This is a genomic window from Alteromonas naphthalenivorans (assembly GCF_000213655.1).
Lineage (GTDB): Bacteria > Pseudomonadota > Gammaproteobacteria > Enterobacterales > Alteromonadaceae > Alteromonas > Alteromonas naphthalenivorans.
On record NC_015554.1, the window covers coordinates 3,276,649 to 3,301,985 of the forward strand.

Here is a 25,337-nt window from a genome sequence, read left to right on the forward strand (position 1 = left end):
CCAAAATCACACAACCCAGTTAAGCCGCTTTTTGTAAGTTAGCCATGTCAGCCTCATATTGATTTGGACTCTTGTAATCCAGATATGAGTGCATTCGCTGACTGTTATAAAACATAGTGATGTATTGCAGAATATCCTGCTGGGCAGCACGGCGACTCTGGTAGTGACGCCACTGCACTCGCTCTTGTTTCAATGTGCCGAAGAAGCTTTCTACGACGGCATTGTCCCAACAATCACCTTTCCTGCTCATGCTACCTGTTACCTTGTATTGCGTCAGTAACTGTCTAAATTGTCGGCTTGCGTATTGAGAGCCGCGATCCGAATGATGTATCAGGCCCACTTTAGGTTTACGTTGCCACAAAGCCATCGTTAAGGCATCACACACAAGCTGGGCATTCATCCGCGATGCCATACTCCAGCCCACGATTTTTCGTGAGAATAAGTCAATCACTACGGCCAGATACAGCCAGCCTTCTTGCGTCCAGATGTAGGTAATGTCAGAGACATACGCCTGGTCTGGCTTTTGAGCATCAAAGTCGCGTGACAGCACGTTATCGAAGACAGGTTGCTGATGGTCGCTGTTAGTCGTGACTTTGTATTTTCTACGTCGTCTGACGCTCACTCCAGCTTCTTTCATCAAGGCTCTCGTTCGCTGTTTTCCAACCGGATAACCAAGCGAATTCAACGCGCGTTTCATACGTCTTACGCCATAGGTAAAGTCACTGGCATCTGCTACTTTCTGTACCCACTCAATTAACTCATCATGTTGCGGATCCGGTTCAATGTGTTCCTTGCGTCGCACGGCACTATAGTAATTACAGCGACTGACACCAAGAATCTCGCACATCAGGCTAATCGGCCAGGTCTTCTTATGTTGGGTGATGAAACCGTATTTTACTTGGTTTCTTTGGCAAAGAAGACCGTTGCCTTTTTTAAGATCTCTTTCTCCATTTTCAGGCGCTTATTCTCTGCTCGCAGTTGGCGAATTTCTTCCTGCTCGGGCGTCAACTTACCATTGCCACGAAATGCGTGAGCCCCTTCTGATTCTTGCTCTTTAAGCCAGCGGCCTAACATATTGGCACTGATACCAAGACTGCGAGCAGCCTCAGTAATCTTGTAATTTTGTTCTGTAACCAGACTCACCGCATCCAGTTTGAATTCTTTCGAGTAGCTTTTTCGGGTTTTCATATACACTCCAGTTGAGATAATTATCTCTTAACTGGGTGTGTGAATCTATTGGAGCACGTCACCCTTATTTTCTATACGATAGAGGGACATTAGAGGGCAAAGCATTTATTCAAGAGGCAAAGATATGTTGGCGAAAAGTACCTTAGCACCGGTTTCTCTTAAACCTGACCCCCCAACTCCCGATCCACTAACACCCACTACTGCGACACCCACTAGCTTATCAGCCGCATCGAAACTTTATGAGGCGAGTCAGAAAATAGCATTTTCTTGTTTGCTCATCGCACAAGCTTTTTTTGTTAGTTATCTGATTGCAGGCTATGGCTTTACAGTTGTGACTGTTGGAGTATCTCAATGGAATCGCTTTAATAGCACGGCCTATGTTGCGGGCGACTCACTTGGCAATGGGATGTACGCCGCGCATGTTTTATTGGCGATAGTAATGATTATTGGCGGAAGCTTGCAGCTAGTACCAGCCATTAGGCGTAACTATAAAACGTTTCACAAATACAATGGCCGGCTTTTTGTCACCCTTGCGTGCAGTATCTCGCTAGCGGGCATGTATCTCCTGTTATCTCGGGGTACCGTTGGGAATCCTTTACTACATGGGTTAACGGCTTTTTCAGGCGTGATGGTGATTGTAAGTAGTTTCTTTGCGATTCGTGCCATAAGAAACGCTAACGTGACGCTACATCAAAGGTGGGCGCTACATTTGTTTTTAGCCGCCAATGGCGTGCTCTTTTTTAGGTTATTCATATTCGCTTGGATGACACTTTTTGGCACTCTTGGCATTAATACTGCCGACTTTACTGGCCCTGCCGTAATAAGTGTCAGTGTGCTGTCTTACGTAGCCCCTCATATTATTGCGCAGTTAATTTGGGTGGTTAAAGTGACTGCTACTGGCAATACCAATCGAGTATCCCTACTCAAAAACCTAATAAGCGTAACGCTGCTTGTTGTCTCTGCTGTGTTTATTATTGGTCTTTTTGGCTTAACATTAGGGAGTTGGTATCCCGCCGTTGTCGCGTAGTTTTCATCTTAAAATCAGTCCGAGCCATTTATACTTTTGCCAAGTCTATCCAAACGAAAAAGCCCTCAATCATAGAGGGCTTTTAAAGAGTCGATCGTTGAACATCTAGTGTTCATCGTAAATTAGTTGTTTAATGCGATCCCATTAAATCAATGTGTTCAGAGTATCGTGTTTTTAGCGAAGTTTTTTAACAAAAAGAAAAATAGCTAATCTTTTTACTGCATTCTACATAGCAGTCTTAGTTTTTTTCGTGGATGCCCTATCTGTATCAATATCTCTCATCCTTAACGAGTGAAGCGCCATCCCCACCTGCAATTTTCAAAATTTCACAAACTAAGCGAAAGTGTTTACTGGATATCCCTTCAACAATAAAACCGTTACTATGCTCGTTCATAGATCGAATCTCTGTAAACTTATCCCAATCGTTCTGCATTGAGATAATGTCATTAACCTCGTGATGCTTTACGCAGTTATTCTCGATGTAGATACGGACATAATCTTTTACTTGATCCCACTCTTCCTTTGCATTACAAAATTGAAGCTTGAGATTTTTTTGCTCTTGGAGTGATACAAAAGAGTCAATTGGATCTCTATCATTTGCATACTCCTCAATCCAACGATCCATAAATTCAGGATCACTTGGACAACCACCATAAGATTCACAAAAATCTGAATAGTCACTCATAAATCGTAAACTCTCTGTTTTTGCTGGTGTATCCATTGTAGCCGTGTCTATAAAGGTAACCACCTATGTAAGCTACGGCCACCTTATCTGTGCCAATATTGGCTACGTAAGTAGTATATCCTGTGTCTATATCTCTTTTATAGATTGTTCCCCATACCTCAATGAGTATAAGAAAGAGAAATGTGATTTGTAGTTTGAAAAATTACCAATATTGTGAATGCTATCTTTATTCCTAATTTCATGTAATTCCCTTATAAATTTTCTTGCGCTTCCAATCAATCGATTTACTATTGCGATTTATCAAGAAGAGAGCACTTCTAATTGAGACAAAAATAACCATGTATCAAAACTGTGACTTATTGATATTTTTGGTTCTTAAGTTGCCGTTAGTCACTCGATACAGGGTAAGAGTATATCCAGTTACCTGATATCCCGTGTCTTCAAACCTAAATAAACTATCGGCTTTGCTATAACCAGTATTGGGACCAAATAAATGTTCGTAGCCATACCACTTTTCACCAGATGCATATTTAATGTGATAGGAGCCGAGTGGAACTTTTAATTCAATGTTTCTTCCACCTTTTACGTAAACATCTAAGACGTCTTGCCCTGTATTTGCATTGACAAGTTTTACGAGATAGTCACTGCCTGGACTTGTGTCTATGCTCAATGGTGCAAGGCTTGATGCTGAAGTCCACTTTCTAACACTTCCATTGCTAGGTGAGGTTAATTCTGGTTGCTCAAATACAACTTCAGGCTGCTTTTCTACTTTCTTAGTCTCATTCGCATCTATAAAAAACCAAGCAATCACAACTATTAACGCAAGAGGTAATAGGCGGAGGGCGAATTCCAAGAGGCCTGCGAGTACCCCTTTCAAAAGTTGAATCACCAAATCCACACACCACATGAATAACTTCATTAGAAAATTGACTAAAAAATTGTCTGAGTATTTCTTTTCATGAGCTGGTGTAGGTTGATTGGACGGAGCTTTATGAGGAGATTCTTTTGAGTAATCAGTAGCTATATTGTCCTTCCAGTGCTCGGAATTATTTAAACAAAATTCTGCTCTCAAAGATCCGATATCTTCCAAAGTTCTATGGATTTTATCGTAAGAGCGCTTCCTATTTTCATTGAGTAGGACTTCACTAGCATCAATTCTTAGAGCGCTATCATTACACAACCTGATTGCAGTACTTATTTCATTGGTCGATGCACTTTCTGAAACACCAAGTCTTTTATATAAATCACGCATAAGCCACCAAATAATCATAAGCATCTTTGATGCGCTGGAAATTTATCTTAGCTGCTTCTTTTGCCTCATCCCCTAGAGTAGAAAACTTATCAGGATGATGAATTTGCGCTAACCTTCTATAGGCTTTTTTGATTTCATACATCGATGCACCTTTTCGTACTCCCAATATCGACATTGCTTCGTCTTCCTTGCTCAGGTTGTGAGACTTACTTTGATTCTTCGACTCAGATGACCTAGAAGTCCAGTATGTCGCATAGCTAGGATCGCTATAGTCAGGTAGAGGCCTACCTGTATATTCAGTGAAAACTTCACTTAGTGACAATTTACTTATCTGAAGTAGGTCAGCGAGAAAACGTAAAATATGATTTTCAGACGGGAGTAGATATCCGTCGGCAATAGACATTTGAATCGCCATTTCGAGAAATAATTTTCCCTTTTCTCCAGTAAAGTGTTGTTTAATAACTTGCGAGGCTAGCCTAATAGCATAGGTATTTCGGCTTTTTATGAGGTCCAAAAGAGGTTCAAGCGAAGAGCCACTTTTGGAAGCTGCGGCGATCTGATTTAACTGTTCAAGTTCTGACTTGTCTAGATTTTCGTCACTGAGCGCTATCCAGCTCAGAATCAGTAAAACAGAAGTACCGAGAGGGTTTTTACTTTCTCTCAATATTTTTTGGAAATCTGCCGATTGAGGCATTATTGATAAGTCCTTTTATACAATACTCGCCTTTATTAAAACATAGATATCAGTAATTTAACACTGTACAAGATAAGCTCACGGGTTTCTCGAACAAGAAAAAGTCTTTTACTTGACCGTTACTGAAACATAGGTAATGTCACTTTTTTCACAGGCGTGTTTCTAATGCCCTTTTTCTGCACCGTTATTTCAAAATCGCCCGACATTAACTGTAACTGTTCAAACCCCGTAAGCTCACGTTCTACCGCACACCCTAGTTATGCTCATTGAGGGGATGCTTCAAGCTGAAATTAATACGGCTAGCAACCAACCATATTCTGATAGCAATTTTCTGAAAATAACTTTTCTAAGTGGATGCAATGAGGCAGGTATATTTGATGAACCATAAAATAATTAAGATCATCACTTTACATTAAAAAGCCCACTTCAGAGTGGGCTTTAGCTATTCTTTAAACATCTTATTTACTGTGAACACTTAGTTCGGTGTTATACCGTTATGGTAAACATCTTGTACGTCATCGCAGTCGTTCAGCATGTCCATGAATTTTTCAAACATCGGCATGTCTTCTTCGCTGATTTCTGATTCCGTTTGCGGGATCCAGCTCATCTCTTCTGCGTCAAAGCTAATATCTGGGTAAGCTTCAGTAAGCGCAGTTTTAACTTGGAAGTACTCAGTATGCGGTGCATAAACGGTAATTTTTCCGTCTTCGCCTTCCACTTCAGTCACATCAACATCCGCTTCCATTAAGACTTCCAAAATAGCGTCTTCATCGTCGCCATCAAACTGGAATACCGCTTGATGATCGAACATGTGCGAAACCGCACCTTGAGCGCCGAGCTTTGCATTAGTCTTAGTAAAACAGTTACGTACTTCAGTAATGGTTCTGTTGGCGTTATCAGAAAGGCAATCCACAATTACCATGCAGTTGCCTGGGCCAAAGCCTTCATAACGCATTGGTTGGAAGTCTTCACCTGCGCCACCAGCTGCTTTATCAATCGCTTTATCGATAACATGACCAGGAACTTGGTCTTTTTTCGCTTTTTCCATTAAGCGACGAAGCGACAAGTTAGTATCTGGATCGGCGCCGCCGTTTTTAGCGCACACGTAAATTTCTTTACCGTACTTAGAATACACTTTAGTTTTCGCGCCAGCGGTCTTGGCCATGGCGGCTTTTCTTACTTCGAATGCTCTTCCCATCTTAAGATTCTCTTTTTTACAAATGGAGTTCTGCCATCAGTAGCAGAAAAAATTGGGCAAATTCTACCGATTTTATGCCCAACAATACAGTGCCACGGGCACTCTCGCTGTTTTTATTGGTTAAGGTAAGTGCTCAGTAGCTAAGTATTCGTGCGATTGCATTTCGCTCAAACGACTTAAACAGCGTCTAAATTCAAAGTTTAGCAGCCCCTCTGAGTACAAATTTTCCATCGCTACTTCGGCAGAAATAATCAGCTTTACATGACGTTCGTAAAATTCATCCACCATGGCAATAAAGCGGCGTGCCACGTCATCATTGTGTTGCCCCATCACCTTCACATTGGCCAATAGCACCGAATGGTAACAACGACTTAGCTCTATATAGTCGCTTTGGCTTCGCGGCCCACCACATAGTGCATTAAACTCTATCATTAACACACCATCGGCATCTCTAAGCGTGTCTATTTGCCTATTATTAACTTCGATCGTTTCGTTTTCAGAACCCGCTTCAGGCGCCAACTGAGCAAAGTAGCTATGCAAATTCTTAATCGCTTCACCATCTAATGGATAATGATAAATTTCTGCTTGTTCAAGGGTTCGAAGACGATAGTCCACACCGCTATCTACGTTTATTACTCGCGTATTCTGATTGATTAAATCGATCGCAGGTAAAAAGCGTGCTCGCTGAAGGCCATTTTTGTACAAGTCATCCGGTACAATATTTGATGTCGCCACTAACACAATGCCATAACCGAAAAGTTCTTCCATTAGCGTGCCTAAAATCATGGCATCGGTAATGTCCGATACAAAAAACTCATCGAAACAAATCACCTTGGTTTCTTTCGCTAACTTGGCAGCAATCGTTTTTAATGGGTCTTGTGCGTTTGTAAGCTGCTTAAGCTCGTCATGAATTCGGTGCATAAACCGGTGAAAGTGTACTCGCATTTTATTTTCGAACGGCAGGCAGTCGTAAAAGGTATCTACCAAGTAGGTTTTCCCTCTGCCTACGCCGCCATAAAAATAAATGCCTTGAATGCCTGCGTTCTTTTGACCTTTACCAAACGCCGACTTAAGTTTTACCCGCCAGGTATGCTTTCTCTCTGGCTGGGTTAACTCGTCGAACAAACGTTGTAATTCTTTAACTGCATTTTCTTGTGCTGCATCGTACTGAAACTCAGGCGACGTCAAATCTGCTTGATATTTTTCCCATGGCGTCATCGCCTATTCCACTCCCGCAAAATGTCAATAGTGGCCGTGGCTGCACCGACCTGCTTGAAATTATCAATTATGACCTTAATTTTAATGGAAATCACGGTAGAATCGCACCTAGTTAATTTGCATAGCTCGTATAAACACAATTAATGCGATCTCTATGCGCTTTTCATACCGGCTCTTGCTATATTCAAGTAATGGTCGAATGCATTAAGTAGCACGTATCAAGGTGTACTTAATGTGAGTAGTACGTTAATTCGGAGAATAGAATGGAACTGTTAGTGTCTCTTGCTTTACTAGTGGTGGGTTTAATCATTGGCTTTTTTATAGGTCGTTTTGTACAAACCAAAACGGGCGGGAATAGTGCGGCTCAAACTGAGCAACAAGTGAAAGAGATATTAGCTCAGCAAGCTCAACATCATATTCATCAAACTCGTCAAAGCCTTGAAGGTATTGAAAGTCAGTGCGAAACACTGAAGCAACAAATTGAAGAATACGAAGCATTGCTCACGCAAAGCAGTGACGATGAAGACGCTAAAGTCCCCTTCTATGGTGAACAAGCGACGTCTTACCTTCGCAACAATTTAAAAAGTTCTGAAAAGTCTAAAGTGAATAAAGTTTCCGACACCCAACCAAAAGATTTCGCAAATTCAGGGTCGGGGCTATTTGTCGGCGGTTCTGAGCAATCTACCGCAGACAAATCATAATTTAGGAACTTTTTCAGTTATTTCAGAGTCTTTAGTTAAATGATTCAATATCGCAATAACCTGAAGGAGTATAAGCGAGCATGAAAGTGTCTTTTCGTCAGTATATCGTGGCGTCTGCAGTATTAGTAAGTTCTCTTGGCTTTAGCGTGAACTCTTATGCGGCATTGCCGTTCTTTTCAGATAAAAAGGATGAGGTGCCCTCTCTAGCGCCCATGCTAGAAGAAGCGACCCCTGCGGTGGTGAGTATTGCTGTTGAGGGAACGCAAACTTCTCGTCAGCAAGTGCCAGAAATGTTTCAGTATTTTTTCGGCGCACCGCAAGAACAGGTTCAAGAGCGACCGTTTAGGGGCCTTGGCTCTGGTGTTATTATTGATGCGGATAAAGGCTATGTGGTAACGAACAACCACGTTGTCGATAATGCCGATGAAATTACTGTCAAGCTTACCGATGGCCGTGAGTTTAAAGCGAAAAAACTTGGCTCTGATGAGCAAAGTGATATTGCATTGTTAAAAATCGATTCCGATAACCTCACTGCATTACCATTGGCTGATTCAGATGCACTACGAGTGGGTGATTTTGTGGTCGCTATTGGTAATCCCTTTGGTCTTTCACAAACGGTTACCTCGGGTATTGTGAGTGCATTAGGACGCTCTGGTTTAAACATTGGAGGTTATGAAGATTTCATTCAAACCGACGCTGCGATTAACCGTGGAAACTCTGGTGGGGCTTTAGTTAGTTTGCGCGGCGAACTTGTTGGTATTAATACCGCTATTTTCGGTCCTAACGGCGGTAATGTGGGAATTGGCTTCGCTATTCCTAGTAACATGATGAAAAGCTTAGTCGATCAAATTGCTGAGTACGGTGAAGTTCGACGTGGCTTATTAGGTATACTAGGCAGTGACATAGACGCTGGTCTTGCAGAAGCCATGAACGCTGATGTTAATATTGGAGCATTTGTAAGCGAAGTAACCCCAGACTCCGCTGCTGACAAAGCAGGTATCAAAGCGGGTGATATCATTACCGGTATTAATGGTAGAAACTTGCATAGCTTCCAAGAGTTGAGAGCTAAAATCTCTAGCATGGGAGCAGGTGCAGAAGTTGAACTTACCATTATGCGTAAAGGTAAGGAAATGAATATGGATGTGGTACTTGGCGATGCTACACAATCAACCATCACGGCTGCACAAATTCACCCTGCATTGGAAGGGGCGACCTTAACGAATGGCACTGATGAAGCAGGTAATGCGGGCGTGGTGATTTCTGAACTGGCTAAAGGCAGCCCCGCCGCACGTATTGGCTTGAAGCCAGATGATATCGTGATGGGCGTGAACCGCCTACGCACGCCATCTGTGGCTGAGTTTAGAGACGCGTTAGATAAAGCAAAAGGGGTGATTGCCCTTAATGTTAAACGCGGTAACTCTACGCTTTACTTATTGATTCGTCAGTAGTTGTAGCAAACTTATGCATTAAAACAGCGCCCATAGGCGCTGTTTTTTTGTGCGTAATTTAGTGAAAGTGTGGGTTTGTCGTAAAATGCTTATACCCAATCGGATTAAAGACGACAGATTGACGGATAAGGTGATATCCTTTAACTTAATCAAATAAAAAATACCATTAACACATAGCCTTATTTTGCCATCTATTTTGGCTCAAATTTGTGGGCTGAAGTGCTTTGGCATTAAAAACAACGTAAGTGTGGCTTGTGACTGGCAGCTCGATAGTTAATTTCATCATAAAATCAATATTCCTTGGAACAATAGTAGCCTTGCTTCTGTTGTTTTTACTGCCGGATTTACGTCAAGGTAGCGGCCTGACACAAGGACTTTTCACTGAGCCCTCTGTGAGTGCTAGCCGTGAGAGCTATTTTGCCCCCTTAAGCCGCTCTGCCCCTGCTGTAGTGAATATTTATAGTGTCAGTATCGAGAACGACACTGGGTTGTTTCGTAATCAGCCTAGAGAGCGCGCCAGTTTAGGTTCAGGCGTAATCATGACCGAAAACGGCTACATTCTTACCTGTCACCATGTGGTAGAAAATGCTGATAGTATTTATGTTGCAGTACAAGACGGAAGAATTCTGGAAGCACAAATAGTTGGTAACGATCCCCTTACCGATTTAGCAGTATTGAAAGTTACTGCAGACAACTTACACATTATTCCCCAAGTTTCTGAGCCAGATATTCATGTAGGTGATGTGGTAATGGCTATCGGTAACCCCTTCGATTTAGGTCAAACGATTACTCAAGGTATTGTGAGCCGCGCTGGACGCAACGGTCTATCTAACTACGTTGATTTCATTCAAACCGATGCCGTGCTGAACCAAGGTAATTCGGGCGGTGCACTGGTTGATAGCAACGGTATATTGCTGGGTATTACCAACGCAAATTTCCAGGTACGTGATTCTCGTAATCGTGTTCGGAATGTAGATGGTATTAACTTCGCGGTACCATACGAACTCGCTAAGCGAGTGATGGACAAAATTATCAATAACGGCCGTGTTATTCGTGGTCAACTAGGATTTATTGGTGGTGAGTACCGAAATCGCCCTGGAATTGAAGTTACAGCGGTGGCTAACGGTAGCGCTGCTGATGAAGCTGGCTTGCAACCAGGTGACATTATATTAGCCATTGACGGCATCCGGTTAGAAAGTGCATCTAAAACGTTAGACATGATTGCAGAAACTGCGCCTGGTACTACTTTAGAGCTTGAAATTAGCCGTGGTGGTAACCCGCTTACTATTAACGCTTTAGTTGCTGAGCTGCGTGCCCAAGAATAAATCGCTGTAGCGCAAGCCTACGCTTACAAGCAAAAGCTTTTGTATCAAGCACAAAAAAGCGCCTTATGATAAATAATCATAAGGCGCTTTTTTATGAGCCGTTAATTAGCGCTTTATTCTTTTACACGCTCGATGTTGGCGCCAAGTGCACCTAACTTCTCTTCAATGGCTTCATAACCGCGATCTAAGTGATAGATACGGTTTACATGGGTTTCGCCATCGGCAATAAGCCCAGCAATCACTAAGCTTGCAGATGCACGTAAATCGGTTGCCATTACAGGTGCGCCCTTAAGCGCAGAACTCCCTTTAGAAACCGCAGAGTTACCTTCAAGGGCAATTTCAGCGCCCATGCGTTGTAGCTCTGGCACGTGCATAAAACGGTTTTCAAATATCGTTTCGGTAATAACACCTGTGCCTTCCGCTACGCAGTTTAATGTAACGAACTGGGCTTGCATGTCTGTAGGAAATGCAGGGTGTGGTGCGGTTTTAACGCGAACCGCTTTAGGCTGCTTGCCTTGCATGTCTAGCTCAATCCAGTCTTCACCTAAAGTGATAACCGCACCGGCTTGTTCAAGCTTATCGATAACAGCTTCTAACGTTTCAGGTGCAGCGTGAGTACAACGAATTTTTCCGCCAGTTACCGCAGCAGCAACTAAGAAAGTACCAGTTTCAATACGATCTGGCAGTACACGATAGTCACAACCATTTAGGGTTTCTACCCCTTCAATCGTAATTTTATCAGTACCTGCGCCAGAAATAACCGCGCCCATCTGAATAAGACAGTTAGCTAAATCGACAATCTCAGGCTCACGTGCGGCGTTTTCTAGCACGGTTGTGCCGTCTGCCAACGCCGCTGCCATCATTAGGTTTTCAGTAGCACCAACGCTCACCATGTCCATGAAGATGCGAGCACCTTTTAAACGGCCATCGACTTCAGCGCGAATATACCCTTCGTCTACTTCAATTTTAGCGCCCATCTTTTCAAGGCCAGTCAAATGAAGATTAACAGGGCGTGCACCTATCGCGCAGCCGCCAGGAAGTGATACGTTTGCTTTACCTTGCTTTGCAAGCAAAGGGCCTAACACCAAAATAGAGGCACGCATGGTACGTACTAATTCATATGAAGCTGTAATGCTTTGCAGCGTACTTGAGTCTAACACCACGTCGTTCGCAGCAGGTTGTGCTACTTCAACGCCTAGCTCTCGTAGTAGTGCTACTGTGGTATTAATATCACGCAGTCGAGGCACGTTGGTATAACGACATGGCTGGTCGCTAAGCAAACTGGTCATTAGTAGTGGTAACGCAGCATTCTTAGCACCGGAAATACGCACGGTTCCCTGTAGTGCAGGGCCTTTCTTTATAACAAGTTTATCCACGAAAAAAGACCTGCTTACTGAGGAATGTGAAACTGGCGCTCACGCTCCCAGTCTTTTACTGAAAAGGTTTTGATGGTAATGGCATGCATAGACCCATCTGCAATCTTATCTGATAAAGGTGCATAAACAGCCTGCTGGCGCTTAACGCGGCTCATTTCATTAAAAATATCGCCTACCGCGATAATGTTGAAATGAGAACCTTCGCCTTTTACATGAACTTCTTGAAGCTCTAGGGCGTCGGTGAGAATTTTTTCAATTTCGGACAATTCCATAACTTACTTCTTTACCTGCTTGTTCTTTACCTAGCTAATTAGGATCATTCTACTGGTAAAAAGCCATCAACGTCGCTTATTTTAGCCAGTTTACGTAATTTTTCTGGGAGTTCACGCAAGCTAACATTAATACCCTCACGCTTTCCATCCCTAATTGCGTTTAATATCCAAGCTAATCCAGCACTATCTACTCGCTCAACATCGCCCAAATCTATACAACACGTACCAGCTTTAGCCAATAAAGCGCTTTGCGATGAGGTTAAACTTTCAAAAAAATTTTTAGACAGGGTGTCACGATCTAAATGACCGTGCACATTGACTTGGGCGTTATCGTTAACCTGAAAAAGGCTCACGCACTCTCTCCGTCAAAATCGATAGGCTCATCTTGGTTTAGCTCTACAGGCTTACCAATCTTATCTCTCATTAGCGCAATCACTGCATCAATACCGTCTTGACGAAGGATAGATTCAAATTCGCTGCGCTTACTATTTAGCATGCTGATACCTTCAGCTACCATGTCGTATGCTTTCCACTCATTTGTTTTTGAGTCTTTACGTACTTTAAACGCAATTTTGATTTCTGGGCGTTTAGGATCTTGAACTACAGCGCGAACCGTTACTGATTTTTTATCATCAAAAGACGACTCAGGTTCAAACTGAACCGTTTGGTTGTTGTAGTAGCCCATTGCAACCGCGTAAGACGTAATAAGATATTGTCTGAATACGGTAATGTATTCACCCATTTTTTCTTGTGGAACCGATTTAAAGTGCTTGCCCAATACCATGAAAGCAGCAAATTTATAGTCGATATGAGGGACTAGCTCTTCTTCCATAATGGTGCGCAACATTTCAGGATCAGCTTTCACCGCTTCTTGGTTCGCTTTAATTCTATCGAAGGTTTTAGAAGCAACGCCTTTAACCAACTCATACGGGTTTTGCTCGTTGATTTCTTGAGCTTGCGCCGTTCCCACTAAAGAGAACATCAACACGCTCATTATTACCATTAACTTTTTCAATGCCTATCTCCTGAAACTAAATTCTTATTACAACAGACCTGACAATTCCCTTTTTGGTTTCATCAGGTCTTTATTAATTCTAATTAACCTTCGTATTCTTATTCTTCGTCACTTCCGCGACTAAATAAGAATTGCCCTATCAAATCTTCTAATACCAATGCCGACTTTGTATCTTGCAAATAATCGCCATCTTTTAGGTTTGCTACCCCGTCAAACGAGAAACCTGGCTGGAAGCCAACATATTGCTCACCCAGCAGGCCAGAGGTCAGTATTGAAACTGAGCTGGTTTCTGGAAAGCCGTCGTAGCTTTTCAAAATCGATAACTCTACTACGGGCGTGAAGTCTTCTTGATCAAGTGTGATGGAAGAAACTCGACCAACATTCACACCACCGACCTTTACAGATGAGCGTGCTTTCAACCCACCGATGTTGTCGAATTTAGCGTATAGCGTGTAGGTATCACCATCGCCACCTACCGATTGATTAGCCACTTTTAGTGCCAGCAACATTACCGCACCAATGGTTAATACAACGAACATGCCAACCAATACTTCAGATTTATATTTATTCATGACTCAACCCTACTCAATGCCAAACATAAGGGCGGTAAGCACGAAGTCCAGCCCTAATACTGCTAATGAAGAATACACTACAGTTTCTGTAGTAGCTTTGCTGATCCCTTCCGATGTAGGAATAGAATCGTAACCCTTAAATATGGCTATCCAGGTGACAACCAAGGCAAAAACAAGGCTTTTAATAATGCCATTTACCACATCTTCGCCCCATTCCACCGTAGACTGCATAATTGACCAATAACTGCCAACATCTACACCTAACCAATCAACGCCCACTAGGTGACCGCCTAAAATACCGACCGCACTGAATATCAGCGCTAGCATTGGCATCGAAATAATGCCCGCCCAAAAGCGCGGCGCGACAATACGCCTTAGCGGGTCAACAGCCATCATCTCTAGACTGCTAATTTGCTCAGTTGCTTTCATTAAGCCAATTTCTGCGGTTAGTGCAGAACCCGCTCTACCAGCAAACAATAATGCGGTAACTACAGGACCAAGCTCACGTAGCAGCGATAACGCCACCATGGGGCCTAAGCTACCTTCAGCGCCGTAATCAACTAAAATGGTATAGCCTTGCAGCGCCATTACCATGCCAATAAACAATCCTGACACGATAATAATTAACAAAGACTGAACGCCCACCACATGAACCTGTTTAATGGTAAGCGGAATGTTTTTTAATCTAGGAAGGGCAAGTAGCGCTCCCATTAACATGTAGGTAGCACGGCCAATGGCAGTTAACTTGCCAATGGTTTTAGCACCTATCGATTGGAAGAACTTCATTTATCCCCTCCGAAAAAGGTATTTTCTATATCCGGAGCAGGGTAATGAAACGGCACAGGGCCATCGGCTTTACCTTTTAGGAACTGCTGAACTAACTCTGAGTCGCTTTCTCTAATTTGCTGCGCGGTTCCTTCCCCAATTACCCGTTTGTCTGCCAAAATATAAATATAATCGGCAATAGTGAGCACTTCAGTCACGTCGTGGGTTACCACTACGCTCGTTAAGTTTAGTGCGTCGTTAAGCCCTCTGATTAATTTAACCAGTACACCCATTGAAATCGGATCTTGGCCGGCCAAAGGTTCATCGTACATAATAAGGTCTGGGTCTAACGCAATAGCTCTGGCTAATGCTGCGCGACGTGCCATTCCACCAGAAAGTTCGCTTGGCATGAGTTGCGCTGCGCCTCTTAGCCCAACAGCCTGTAGCTTTAATGCGACAGTTGTGGCGATAAGATCTTCCGATAACTTGGTGTGTTCACGTAGCGGAAATGCCACATTGTCAAAAACTGTCATGTCTGTGAACAAAGCACCACTTTGAAAAAGCATGCTCATTCGACGACGTGCTTGATAAAGCTCTTTACGGCTCATAGCGACAACAGAGTCGCCATCAAACTGTATATCACCTTCATCTGGCGTTAATTGCCCGCCAATAAGGCGCAGTAAAGTGGTCTTCCCTATACCACTGGGGCCCATAACGGCCGTAATTTTTCCTTTCGGAATGCTCAGCGTAATACCGTCATAAATAACACGGTCTGCGCGTCGAAAGGTTAGGTTGTCTATCTCGACTAAATGGTCCATAGCGATTTTATTTATCGACCCTTGAATAATAAGTGATACCAGCAAAGCAAGTAATGACGCACATCACTCACTTCCTATAGATGTAAGGTTTAAGCTACTTAAGTCGCCTTTAACGCTAAACTGTTTTCCATAACGGCTTTACATAACAGCTAAAGCCAAGGCAAGTTCTATGCCTTTGAGTACGTTAAATCGATAAAGTTTACTGAGCAGTGTAATTTAGTGACATTGTACGCTTTTTCAAGCGCGGCACAAAAGCAAAACGTTACAAGTTATGTTCGATTTATTCGAATTTAGAAAATTCGAATAATTTTCAATCAGTAAGCACGATCAAAGGGGCACTTAATACCACCTTTGCTAAAATAAGCGATAGTTCCCATAGGCAAATGGCATTGTTTTTGCGACAATCTTGTGAAATTCCTAACTATGCTGGTTGTTGTGCTTTTAAACGTAGTCATTTTTTTAGTTGGACTGATTGTACTTAGCTGGAGTGCAGACCGTTTTGTTTACGGTGCATCAGCGTTCGCCAAGAATATTGGTATGGCGCCCATGATGATAGGCTTAACCATTGTCGCAATGGGGTCGTCTGCACCTGAAATTGTGGTGTCAGCCGCGGCATCTATTAACGGTAATATGAATACGGCCGTAGGTAACGCATTAGGCTCAAATATTACTAATATTGCCCTTGTGCTTGGTATTACTGCACTAGTCAAACCGCTTCTTGTTGCGTCCTCTACGTTAAAGCGTGAACTCCCTGCTCTGCTTGTTATTACCGTCATTGCCGTGGTTTTTCTTTTCGATGGCGAGCTTACTCATCTGGAAGGTATTATCCTTATTAGCCTCTTCGTGATTGTTTTAGGCCTAATGGGCTGGCTATCTATGAAAGTAGATAAAGAAGACCCGTTAGTAAGTGAGACAACAGATGAAATCCCTAACGATGTGCCCACCTCTTCCGCTGTTTTCTGGATTGTCGTTGGTCTAATACTGTTACCGTTAAGTGCACACTTCTTAGTGGGTTCAGCAGTAGAAATAGCCCAATACCTAGGCATGTCAGATTTAGTTATCGGCCTGACCATTATTGCGTTGGGCACAAGTTTACCCGAACTGGCTGCCAGCATTGCTGGCGTGCTTAAAGGGGAAGATGATTTAGCGTTAGGCAATATTATTGGTTCTAATATTTTTAACTTGCTTGCTGTATTAGGCATGCCTGGCCTAATAGCGCCTGGCACATTAGACCCCGATGTGTATAACCGCGATATGTTCGTTGTACTCGGGTTAACCCTATTGCTATTTTTGTTTAGTTTCACCTTAATGGGTAATCGACGAATAAGCCGAAGAAATGGCGGCTTATTGATTGCTTGCTTTATTGGTTATCAATTTTGGCTTTTTGCGTAATGTCACAAGAAAATAGCTTCATCACTTCAGCCAAGCGCGTTATAGAGATTGAAGCGCAGGCAATTTCAGCGCTTTCATCGCGTATGAACGATGATTTTGTTACCGCATGTAATTTATTACAAAACTGTGTGGGCAAAGTTGTCGTGTGTGGAATGGGTAAATCTGGGCATATCGGGCATAAGATAGCAGCAACGCTTGCCAGTACCGGAACACCTTCGTTTTTCATGCACCCAGGTGAAGCCAACCATGGCGACTTAGGCATGCTGAGTAAAGGTGATGTGCTACTCGCTATTTCTAATTCTGGTGAAACCGCAGAGCTAGTCAATTTACTGCCCATTGTGAAGCGGTTAAATGTGCCTGTTATAGCAATGACCAACAGCGTAACCAGTTCATTAGGACAGCACGCAGACGTGGTGTTGAATATCAGTGTAGAAAAAGAAGCGTGTTCTTTAGGCTTAGCACCTACCTCTAGTACCACCGCTACCTTGGTAATGGGTGACGCCCTTGCCGTGGCCCTACTTGATCGTAAAGGTTTTACCTCTGACGACTTTGCGCTTTCTCACCCGGGTGGCAGCTTAGGCAGAAAATTACTGCTGAAAGTGAGTGACATCATGCTAACTGGTAGCGAATTACCCTTGGTAGACGAAAACGCCTTGGTTGCCGAAGCACTATTGGAGATATCCAAAAAGGGGCTGGGTATGACCGGGGTTATCGATAGCGATGGTGTTTTAGTCGGAATTTTCACCGATGGTGATTTACGTCGTATTTTAGATGCCCGCATAGACTTGCATACCGCCACGGTTACGCAGGTGATGACCAAAGGCGGTAAAACAACCATGCCTGAACAACTCGCCGTAGAAGCGCTAAATGTAATGGAAACTCATAAGATAAGTGCGCTTATGGTAACGGATGATGCCCGCAAGCCTGTGGGCGCATTCAATATGCACATGCTACTTAAAGCGGGAGTTTTATAATGAACGACACCCAAACAGCCGTAAATACACTTTATACCGCTATGCCAACGGCGTTGTATTCCTCGTTAAAACAAGTTCGATTATTAGTTTGTGATGTAGACGGTGTGTTTTCAGATGGCCGTATTTACCTTGGTAATGCTGGCGAAGAGTTAAAAGCATTTCATACCCGTGATGGCTATGGTGTTAAAGCGCTTGTGAATTCAGGTGTGGCAGTGGCGGTTATTACGGGCAGGCGTTCTGCCATTGTCGAAAATAGAATGAAAGCACTGAATGTCGCACACATTGTGCAGGGTGAAGAAAATAAATCTGACGCCCTTGCTGAACTGATGGCTCGCTTATCACTTAAGCCCGAGCATGTGGCGGTAGTAGGTGACGATATGCCTGATACGGGCATGTATCCTCACGCTAATGTAAAAATTGCGGTAAAAGACGCCCACCCTGCGGTTGCACAGCAAGCGAATTGGATCACCACGTTGCCCGGCGGCTTCGGGGCCGTTCGCGAAATATGTGACACCTTGCTTCAAGCAAACGACAAGCTACACGGAATTCAAGGTGCTAGCGTATGAAGGTATTAGGTTTTGATCGATTAGGCTTAAGTATTTCGGTGTTATTTATATTGGCATCCGCCCTGTATATCCCTATTTGGATGGACGAAGACCCTGCTCAGCAATCTGATCAAGGGCCGGACGCATTAAAGCCTGCATATAAAGCCAAAAACCTAACGACCACCTTATACAATCAAGAAGGACAGCTAAATCACAAAGTATTTGCAGCGTCGATGGAACATTACGACCAATTGGGCTTTGTTTTATTCCAAAAGCCCAGATATACATTGTATACCGACGATGCACAGTCACCGTGGGAAGTTACCGCGACAGAAGGCACTTTGTATAATAACGAATTGATACAGCTAGAAAATAATGTCGTTATTGAAAACCAAAGTGTCGATGACTTTGTAAGAACAATACGCACAGCGTTTATAGAGATAAACCTGTACACTAAGCAAATGACATCTGATCAGCCCGTGGAAATACGTGGCTTACAATATGTGATTAACAGCAATGGGTTTAACGCTAATTTGCGTACCCAGGAATACGAGTTAATAGACCATGTACAAACCATTTATTCGCCTAGCCACTAAAGCATTAGCGACTAGCCTCGCTGTTAGCCTATTTGCTACTGCGGCTATAGCGGCTGAAAGCGACTTTAATAAACCGATTAAAGTTGACTCGAAATCGCAATTTGTTGACGGTAAAAACAAAACCTCATTGTTTAAAGATGATGTACGGATTACTCAAGGTTCTTTGGTGATAAATGCCGATGAAGTTGAAGTGATTGCCAGCGAAGGTGATGGACGAGAGATATTCGTGGCTCGCGGCAAACCAGCCAGCTATTCGCAAAAACTTGAAGACGGTGCTCCTGTCACAGCGAAGGCCAACGAAATTCGCTATGAAGTAGTAAATCGAACTATTTCTTTACAAGGAAATGCTGAGCTACAGCAAGACACCAGTAAAGTACAAGGTGATAAGATTACCTTCGACATGGTCACTGAACAATTACTTGCAACAGGCGGCGAAGACGGCGAAGGTGGCAGAGTCACTACCGTATTTACCCCTGAGGCAATACGTAAAGCGTCATCGAATAACGAAGACGATAAGGCGGACGACAACTAATCATGGCAACGTTGAGCGCACAGAGCCTTGCAAAGGCTTATAAAGCACGTCAAGTGGTTCGCGATGTAAGCTTATCAGTATCGACGGGGCAAATCGTTGGACTACTCGGCCCTAATGGTGCCGGTAAAACGACTACCTTCTACATGATTGTTGGCTTAGTTCCCCTAGATAAGGGCAAAATCAGTATTGATGACAGCGAATTAACTCACGAGCCCATGCACGAACGTGCTCGCCGCGGTATTGGGTATTTGCCGCAAGAAGCCTCTATTTTTAGAAAATTGACGGTGTTTGAGAACATCATGGCTATCTTGCAAACCCGTAAAGGGTTAAGTTCATCAGAACAAGAACAAGAAGCCGATGCGCTACTTGATGAATTTAATATCAACCATATACGTAATAGTACGGGTATGAGTTTATCCGGTGGTGAACGCCGCCGAGTAGAAATCGCACGAGCATTAGCAGCCGATCCGCAATTTATTTTGCTTGATGAGCCATTTGCTGGTGTTGATCCTATATCGGTTAATGATATAAAGAAGATCATTCAACATCTTCGTGACAGAGGAATTGGAATCCTCATCACCGATCACAACGTAAGAGAAACACTGGATGTGTGTGAGAAAGCGTATATTGTGAGCCAAGGCGAACTCATCGCGCAAGGGACGGCAGAACAAGTTTTAAGTAATCAGAAAGTAAGGGATGTATACCTAGGAGAACAATTCAGGCTATAGTTACTGTAACCGAATTGTCATTTTCAGTTTTAAGCACGGGTATATTCACAACAAGAGTTTAAAAATAAGACGTAGATGAAACCATCTTTACAGCTAAAGTTCAGTCAACAACTTACCATGACACCGCAGTTGCAGCAGGCAATCAAGCTGCTGCAGTTGTCTACGCTCGACCTGCAGCAAGAGATTCAGGAAGCACTTGACTCAAACCCTCTTTTAGAAGTTGAAGAAGGCGGTGATGACCACCCGGTTGAGAAAAACAACATGGATGGAGACGACCCTTCTGTGGAAGCGGCTCCCACTGCATCTAGCGATTCGTTGGAAGCTGGTGACGCGCTTGAAAAGAACGACCTTCCCGACGAGTTGCCAATCGACAGCACATGGGATGAGTATTACTCGGCCTCTTCTGCCCCCGCTCCTGGCCCATCTAATAATGATGACGACCAACTGTTTCAGGGTGAAACCACCGACAATATTCAAGACCATTTGCTTTGGCAGATGCGTTTAACCCCGTTTTCAGATACAGACCGCGCCATTGCTACCGCCATTATCGACTCCATCGATGAATCTGGTTACCTTAACGTACCCATTGAACAGATTTTAGAATCGGTAAACTCTGACGATGTTGAAGAGTTGGTAGAAATGGACGAAGTTGAATGTGTACTAAAACGTATTCAAATGTTCGACCCTATTGGTTCAGGTTCACGTACACCGCAAGAATGTTTGCTCGTGCAGCTTCGCCAGTTCTCGGACGATACGCCATGGCTGACCGAAGCCAGACAGCTTATTAATGAGTACTCAGACCTGCTGAGCAGCAAAGATTACCGTACGTTAATGCGCAAGAGCCGTTTGAAAGAAGATCAACTTCGCGAAGCCATGCGCTTATTGCAAACGTTGAATCCTCGTCCTGGCAGTGCATTAATTACTAAAGAACCCGAATACGTTATTCCTGATGTTTCGGTAAACAAAAAGAATGGCCGTTGGGTAGTAGAACTTAATCCCGACAGCTTGCCAAAATTAAGCGTAAATCAACAATACGCTGCCATGAGCCGACGCTCTAAAAACAGCAGCGATTCGCAATTTATTCGCTCGCATATGCAAGAAGCCAAGTGGTTTATAAAAAGCCTTGAGTCAAGAAACGACACCTTGATGAAAGTAGCAAACTGTATTGTGCAGCAACAAATGGGCTTTTTCGAGCACGGCCCAGAAATGATGAAACCAATGGTGCTAAATGATGTCGCAGAAATGGTAGATATGCATGAATCCACCATTTCACGAGTCACCACGCAAAAGTATATGCATACCCCTCGTGGCATTTTCGAGTTGAAATATTTCTTCTCTAGCCATGTAGCAACGGAATCTGGTGGTGAGTGTTCATCTACCGCTATTCGCGCACTAATTAAAAAGCTTGTGGCAGCGGAAACGCCCAGCAAGCCATTAAGCGATAGCAAGATTGCTCAATTGTTGGCCGAACAAGGCATTAAAGTAGCCCGGCGAACAATAGCAAAATACCGGGAATCGTTATCGATTCCGCCGTCAAACCAACGCAAAAGCCTTATTTAAAGGCCTTGATAATTTAAGGAAGACGAAATATGCAAATCAACCTTACCGGTCATCATGTCGAAATTACTGATTCTTTGCGTAGCTATGTCGATACTAAGTTCAGCAAACTAGAGCGTCACTTTGATCACATATCTAATGTGCATGTCATCCTGAACGTCGAAAAACTCAATCAAAAAGCCGAAGCCACCATGCACCTTAGCGGCGCAGAAGTGTTTGCTTCATCTCATAATACAGACATGTATGCGGCGATAGACAGCATGATCGACAAACTCGACAGGCAAGTTATCAAGCATAAGGAAAAGCTGAAAAAGCACTAAATATTAGTATGGAAATTCAAGCCATAGTAAGTTTGGACCGCACCGAGTGTGCGGTTCAATGTAACAGTAAAAAACGTATTCTAGAGATTATTAGCGACATTGCTGCTAAAAATAATCCCGACATCGATCAGGCTAGTGTATTAAATAGTCTACTAACCCGTGAACGAATGGGGAGTACGGGTATTGGCAATGGTATTGCTCTGCCCCACGGTCGATTACCGGGCTTAGAACACGTTATCGCCATTATTGTAACCAGCAACCCTGCCATCGATTTTGATGCGCTTGACGATCAGCCCGTAGATATATTCTTTGCCCTATTAGTGCCAGAAGAGAAAACAGAAGGTCACTTACAAACACTCGCTACCGTGGCGGGTAAGCTAAGTGATAAAGAAACGGTGAAAGCCATTAGGCGGGCCTCCACCAGTGATGACATCATTACGGCTTTAAGCTAAAAAAGCACTGCACCATATTTTAAAAGGGAGAAATGCAGGTGAAACTGATTATTATCAGTGGTCGATCCGGTTCAGGAAAATCAGTTGCGCTACGTGCCCTTGAAGATTTAGGTTACTATTGCGTAGATAATATTCCGGTTAACCTTCTCCCTACTCTGACCCATACCGTGGTTGATGAATATGACCAAGTTGCGGTAAGTATCGATGTAAGAAACCTACCCAAAAATCCAGCGGACTTGGTAGAGATCTTAGATTACCTACCCTCATCGTGGTCTATGACCATTGTGTACATCGACGCGAGTGACGATGTACTGGTGAAGCGTTTCAGCGAAACCCGCCGATTACATCCGCTAGCTAAGCTCAACAAATCTTTATCTGAATCGATAAAAGCCGAATCAGACTTGCTTGCGCCTATTGTTGAGCGCGCCGATTTGTACATTGATACGGATAAACTCACTATTCATCAACTCGCAGAGCTTATCCGCGAACGAATTCTAGGCAAGAAAAGCTCTCGCCTAGTATTGGTGTTTGAATCGTTTGGCTTTAAGCACGGTATCCCCAAAGACGCCGACTATGTATTTGACGCCCGCTTTCTCCCCAACCCGCATTGGGAACCCGATTTAAAACACTTAACTGGTTTAGATGCCCCCGTAGAAGTATTTTTAGGTTCCCAGCCTGTTGTAACCAAATTTATTTGGCAAATTCAGAACCTAATCACTACATGGCTGCCACACTTAGAACGCAATAACCGTAGTTATGTCACCATTGCGATTGGTTGTACCGGCGGTCAGCACCGCTCAGTATTTATTGCTCAATCGTTAGCGAAAACCTTTGGCGAAATGCATCCCGATGTACAAATTCGCCACCGCGAGTTAAATCAGTAATGACAATCGAAAAAACACTTACCATAGTCAATAAATTGGGCTTACACGCCCGCGCTGCCACACAGTTGGTTCAATTAGCCAATCAATTTGACGCAAAAATCGTGTTGGTGAAAGGCGATAAGAAAGCCGATGCTAACAGTGTGCTGGGCTTAATGATGCTGGAAAGCCACCAAGGTGAACAGGTAAACGTTGTGGTTGAAGGTAATGATGCCGAAGCGGCATTAAACGCCATTGAAACGTTAATTGAAGGCCGTTTCAACGAAGACGAATAATGCAGCTTCCAATACGACTGAGAAATTCTGCTAAAAGCCGTCTATAATTTCACCATACGGCTCGTAATTGTCTGTACCTACTGCGCTTTTGTCATGACAGCGTCATGGCAAGTGCGATATCCTACCATTATTGAAATTCCATTTTTTAGGCGAAAGCAGTGGCAGAAGCGCTGGTCTCAAAATACGTACAAAGCCAACTAAGGGCACTAAATGGCGCGTTGAATAATGGCCAATTTGTTTCTGTACGTAAGCTTCTGCTTGAATTACCCCCATCTGATGTTGCACACATTCTAGAATCTAGCCCCAGTCGTACTCGTGACGAGTTGTGGGAGCTTATCGATGGTGATTTCCATGGTGATATTTTAGAAGAACTCTCTGACGACGTACGTAACGGTATCATCACCAAAATGCTGCCTGCTAACGTGGTAGACGCGTTAGAAGAGATGGATACCGATGACTTAGCGGTTACCCTTAGTAGTCTGCCTGAGCCTGTATTACAGGACATTCTAGACTCTATGGATGCACAAGACAGGGTACGTGCTGAACAGGCATTGTCTTACGGCGAAGAAACTGCCGGTTTCATTATGAATACCGACACCATTACACTTCGCCCTGATGTCACCATTGATGTGGTCCTTCGTTATATTCGCCTCAAAGGTGAATTACCTGAAAATACCGATACCTTTTATGTGGTTAACCGCACCGATAATTTGGTGGGTATTGTACCGGTAACGCGATTACTCACCGCTGAGACTGAAGCCAAAGTGTCTGATGTGATGGATGAAGAGTCTGAAGCGATTCCTGTGCATATGCCAGATGATGAAGTGGCGAGCTTATTCGAGCGCTATAACTGGCTATCGGCCCCCGTGGTTGATGAGAAACACCGCTTAGTCGGCCGAATTACCATTGATGACGTGGTAGATATTATTCGTGAGGACGCTGAGCACTCCATGATGAGTATGGCGGGTTTAGATGATGACGAAGATACTTTCGCCCCTGTGCTTCAAAGTACCAAACGACGCTCCGTTTGGTTGGCTGTAAACCTGGTTACCGCGCTAATGGCAGCCATGGTAAGCGACTTGTTTGAAGCAACGCTAAGCCAATTGGCCGTACTTGCCATATTGAACACCATAGTACCAAGCATGGGCGGTGTTGCCGGAAACCAAACCCTTACCCTTGTTATTCGCGGTATGGCGCTTGGGCACGTTAATGCCAACAACTCCCGCTGGTTAATAAGCAAAGAGATATCTATTGGCTTCTTAAACGGTGCTATTTGGGCAATCTTAATTGCTTCGGTAATAGCGCTTTGGAAACAAGACTACATGTTAGGGATTATTATTGCCTTTGCCATGCTGGTTAACATGATAGCCGCAGCAATGGCAGGCGCTACTTTGCCGCTCATCATGAAGCGTTTGAAAATAGACCCTGCACTAGCAGGAAGCGTAATTCTGACCACCATCACTGATGTGGTGGGTATATTTGCGTTCTTAGGCACTGCGACCCTGTTTTTAATGTAATGCCGCGACAATCG

29 protein-coding genes are annotated in these 25,337 nt (G+C 43.6%); 16 read left to right on the forward strand and 13 right to left on the reverse strand.

Features of this window, described 5'->3' with window-relative positions; genetic code table 11:
- Positions 1-19: 19 nt before the first annotated feature.
- Positions 20-1,188, reverse strand: a protein-coding gene (locus tag AMBT_RS14265) for an IS3-like element ISAma1 family transposase (RefSeq protein WP_085929700.1) whose coding sequence is annotated in 2 segments (ribosomal slippage) — positions 20-939 and positions 939-1,188 — 1,170 coding nt in all. Because the reading frame shifts where the segments join, the coding sequence is not laid out codon by codon here.
- A gap of 124 nt (positions 1,189-1,312) precedes the next feature.
- On the opposite strand from AMBT_RS14265, the gene AMBT_RS14275 reads away from it, so the two are divergent.
- Entirely contained in the window at positions 1,313-2,215 is a 903-nt protein-coding gene (locus AMBT_RS14275; RefSeq protein WP_013785338.1) for a DUF2306 domain-containing protein, read from the forward strand.
- A 268-nt stretch (positions 2,216-2,483) separates the two neighbouring features.
- Here AMBT_RS14275 and AMBT_RS14280 read toward each other — a convergent pair whose 3' ends face one another.
- From AMBT_RS14280 to zapE, 5 genes are all read right to left on the reverse strand, one after another.
- The gene (locus tag AMBT_RS14280) at positions 2,484-2,936 is read right to left on the reverse strand and encodes a hypothetical protein (RefSeq protein ID WP_041452584.1); all 453 of its coding nucleotides are present in this window, start codon (positions 2,934-2,936) and stop codon (positions 2,484-2,486) included.
- A gap of 307 nt (positions 2,937-3,243) precedes the next feature.
- Complete coding sequence (locus AMBT_RS21975) at positions 3,244-4,170, reverse strand: hypothetical protein (protein ID WP_158306775.1); 927 nt, start codon at positions 4,168-4,170, stop codon at positions 3,244-3,246.
- On the reverse strand, positions 4,145-4,846 hold the full coding sequence (locus tag AMBT_RS14295) for a DnaJ domain-containing protein (protein WP_013785341.1): 702 nt from the start codon (positions 4,844-4,846) through the stop codon (positions 4,145-4,147). Before AMBT_RS14295 ends, AMBT_RS21975 begins: the two co-directional genes overlap by 26 nt.
- 475 nt (positions 4,847-5,321) lie before the next feature.
- Positions 5,322-6,044: a YebC/PmpR family DNA-binding transcriptional regulator gene (locus tag AMBT_RS14300; RefSeq protein WP_013785342.1), complete on the reverse strand. Its 723-nt coding sequence runs from the start codon at positions 6,042-6,044 to the stop codon at positions 5,322-5,324.
- A 120-nt stretch (positions 6,045-6,164) separates the two neighbouring features.
- Positions 6,165-7,262 carry a cell division protein ZapE gene (zapE, locus tag AMBT_RS14305; RefSeq protein WP_013785343.1) on the reverse strand — a complete coding sequence of 366 codons (1,098 nt, stop codon included), beginning with the start codon at positions 7,260-7,262 and terminating at the stop codon, positions 6,165-6,167.
- Between the two features lie 263 nt (positions 7,263-7,525).
- Between zapE and AMBT_RS14310 the strand changes: the two genes are divergently transcribed.
- The 3 genes from AMBT_RS14310 to AMBT_RS14320 all read left to right on the forward strand — a co-directional run bounded on the left by AMBT_RS14310 (position 7,526) and on the right by AMBT_RS14320 (position 10,736).
- Complete coding sequence (locus AMBT_RS14310) at positions 7,526-7,963, forward strand: ZapG family protein (RefSeq protein ID WP_013785344.1); 438 nt, start codon at positions 7,526-7,528, stop codon at positions 7,961-7,963.
- Positions 7,964-8,049: 86 nt separating this feature from the next.
- Positions 8,050-9,411 (forward strand): DegQ family serine endoprotease, encoded by a 1,362-nt coding sequence (locus tag AMBT_RS14315; protein ID WP_417874140.1) that lies wholly within the window; start codon positions 8,050-8,052, stop codon positions 9,409-9,411.
- 254 nt (positions 9,412-9,665) lie between these two features.
- Positions 9,666-10,736: a trypsin-like peptidase domain-containing protein gene (locus AMBT_RS14320; RefSeq protein WP_041452585.1), complete on the forward strand. Its 1,071-nt coding sequence runs from the start codon at positions 9,666-9,668 to the stop codon at positions 10,734-10,736.
- Positions 10,737-10,849: 113 nt separating this feature from the next.
- On the opposite strand, the gene murA is transcribed toward AMBT_RS14320, so the two are convergent.
- From murA to AMBT_RS14355, 7 genes are all read right to left on the reverse strand, one after another.
- Positions 10,850-12,112, reverse strand: a complete 1,263-nt coding sequence (gene murA / locus AMBT_RS14325; RefSeq protein ID WP_013785347.1) for a UDP-N-acetylglucosamine 1-carboxyvinyltransferase — start codon at positions 12,110-12,112, stop codon at positions 10,850-10,852.
- Between the two features lie 14 nt (positions 12,113-12,126).
- A complete protein-coding gene (locus AMBT_RS14330) occupies positions 12,127-12,384 on the reverse strand; it encodes a BolA family protein (protein WP_013785348.1) in 258 nt (85 codons plus the stop codon).
- A 44-nt stretch (positions 12,385-12,428) separates the two neighbouring features.
- The gene (locus AMBT_RS14335) at positions 12,429-12,737 is read right to left on the reverse strand and encodes an STAS domain-containing protein (RefSeq protein WP_013785349.1); all 309 of its coding nucleotides are present in this window, start codon (positions 12,735-12,737) and stop codon (positions 12,429-12,431) included.
- Positions 12,734-13,387, reverse strand: coding sequence for an MlaC/ttg2D family ABC transporter substrate-binding protein (locus tag AMBT_RS14340; RefSeq protein WP_417874141.1), 654 nt, complete (start codon positions 13,385-13,387; stop codon positions 12,734-12,736). Before AMBT_RS14340 ends, AMBT_RS14335 begins: the two co-directional genes overlap by 4 nt.
- 110 nt (positions 13,388-13,497) lie before the next feature.
- The gene (mlaD, locus tag AMBT_RS14345; protein WP_013785351.1) at positions 13,498-13,971 is read right to left on the reverse strand and encodes an outer membrane lipid asymmetry maintenance protein MlaD; all 474 of its coding nucleotides are present in this window, start codon (positions 13,969-13,971) and stop codon (positions 13,498-13,500) included.
- A 9-nt stretch (positions 13,972-13,980) separates the two neighbouring features.
- Positions 13,981-14,757, reverse strand: a complete 777-nt coding sequence (gene mlaE, locus AMBT_RS14350) for a lipid asymmetry maintenance ABC transporter permease subunit MlaE (protein ID WP_013785352.1) — start codon at positions 14,755-14,757, stop codon at positions 13,981-13,983.
- Complete coding sequence (locus AMBT_RS14355) at positions 14,754-15,554, reverse strand: ATP-binding cassette domain-containing protein (RefSeq protein ID WP_013785353.1); 801 nt, start codon at positions 15,552-15,554, stop codon at positions 14,754-14,756. Before AMBT_RS14355 ends, mlaE begins: the two co-directional genes overlap by 4 nt.
- A 435-nt stretch (positions 15,555-15,989) precedes the next feature.
- Between AMBT_RS14355 and AMBT_RS14360 the strand changes: the two genes are divergently transcribed.
- The 12 genes from AMBT_RS14360 (at position 15,990) to mgtE (ending at position 25,323) form a co-directional block, all read left to right on the forward strand.
- Positions 15,990-16,946: a calcium/sodium antiporter gene (locus AMBT_RS14360; RefSeq protein WP_041453030.1), complete on the forward strand. Its 957-nt coding sequence runs from the start codon at positions 15,990-15,992 to the stop codon at positions 16,944-16,946.
- A complete protein-coding gene (locus tag AMBT_RS14365) occupies positions 16,946-17,920 on the forward strand; it encodes a KpsF/GutQ family sugar-phosphate isomerase (protein WP_013785355.1) in 975 nt (324 codons plus the stop codon). The genes AMBT_RS14360 and AMBT_RS14365 overlap by 1 nt, the downstream gene beginning before the upstream one ends.
- A complete protein-coding gene (kdsC, locus tag AMBT_RS14370) occupies positions 17,920-18,486 on the forward strand; it encodes a 3-deoxy-manno-octulosonate-8-phosphatase KdsC (RefSeq protein WP_013785356.1) in 567 nt (188 codons plus the stop codon). Before AMBT_RS14365 ends, kdsC begins: the two co-directional genes overlap by 1 nt.
- Complete coding sequence (gene lptC, locus AMBT_RS14375) at positions 18,483-19,061, forward strand: LPS export ABC transporter periplasmic protein LptC (RefSeq protein ID WP_013785357.1); 579 nt, start codon at positions 18,483-18,485, stop codon at positions 19,059-19,061. The genes kdsC and lptC overlap by 4 nt, the downstream gene beginning before the upstream one ends.
- Entirely contained in the window at positions 19,030-19,593 is a 564-nt protein-coding gene (gene lptA, locus AMBT_RS14380) for a lipopolysaccharide transport periplasmic protein LptA (protein WP_013785358.1), read from the forward strand. Before lptC ends, lptA begins: the two co-directional genes overlap by 32 nt.
- Before the next feature lie 2 nt (positions 19,594-19,595).
- Positions 19,596-20,321 carry an LPS export ABC transporter ATP-binding protein gene (gene lptB, locus AMBT_RS14385; RefSeq protein ID WP_013785359.1) on the forward strand — a complete coding sequence of 242 codons (726 nt, stop codon included), beginning with the start codon at positions 19,596-19,598 and terminating at the stop codon, positions 20,319-20,321.
- A gap of 75 nt (positions 20,322-20,396) precedes the next feature.
- Positions 20,397-21,881 carry an RNA polymerase factor sigma-54 gene (locus AMBT_RS14390; protein ID WP_013785360.1) on the forward strand — a complete coding sequence of 495 codons (1,485 nt, stop codon included), beginning with the start codon at positions 20,397-20,399 and terminating at the stop codon, positions 21,879-21,881.
- Between the two features lie 29 nt (positions 21,882-21,910).
- Positions 21,911-22,198 carry a ribosome hibernation promoting factor gene (hpf, locus tag AMBT_RS14395; protein ID WP_013785361.1) on the forward strand — a complete coding sequence of 96 codons (288 nt, stop codon included), beginning with the start codon at positions 21,911-21,913 and terminating at the stop codon, positions 22,196-22,198.
- 8 nt (positions 22,199-22,206) lie between these two features.
- Entirely contained in the window at positions 22,207-22,650 is a 444-nt protein-coding gene (ptsN, locus tag AMBT_RS14400) for a PTS IIA-like nitrogen regulatory protein PtsN (RefSeq protein ID WP_013785362.1), read from the forward strand.
- Between the two features lie 38 nt (positions 22,651-22,688).
- Positions 22,689-23,534, forward strand: a complete 846-nt coding sequence (rapZ, locus tag AMBT_RS14405) for an RNase adapter RapZ (protein ID WP_041453031.1) — start codon at positions 22,689-22,691, stop codon at positions 23,532-23,534.
- Positions 23,534-23,806, forward strand: a complete 273-nt coding sequence (locus AMBT_RS14410; protein WP_013785364.1) for an HPr family phosphocarrier protein — start codon at positions 23,534-23,536, stop codon at positions 23,804-23,806. The genes rapZ and AMBT_RS14410 overlap by 1 nt, the downstream gene beginning before the upstream one ends.
- A 158-nt stretch (positions 23,807-23,964) precedes the next feature.
- On the forward strand, positions 23,965-25,323 hold the full coding sequence (mgtE, locus tag AMBT_RS14415) for a magnesium transporter (RefSeq protein ID WP_013785365.1): 1,359 nt from the start codon (positions 23,965-23,967) through the stop codon (positions 25,321-25,323).
- The last annotated feature ends 14 nt before the right edge of the window (positions 25,324-25,337 follow it).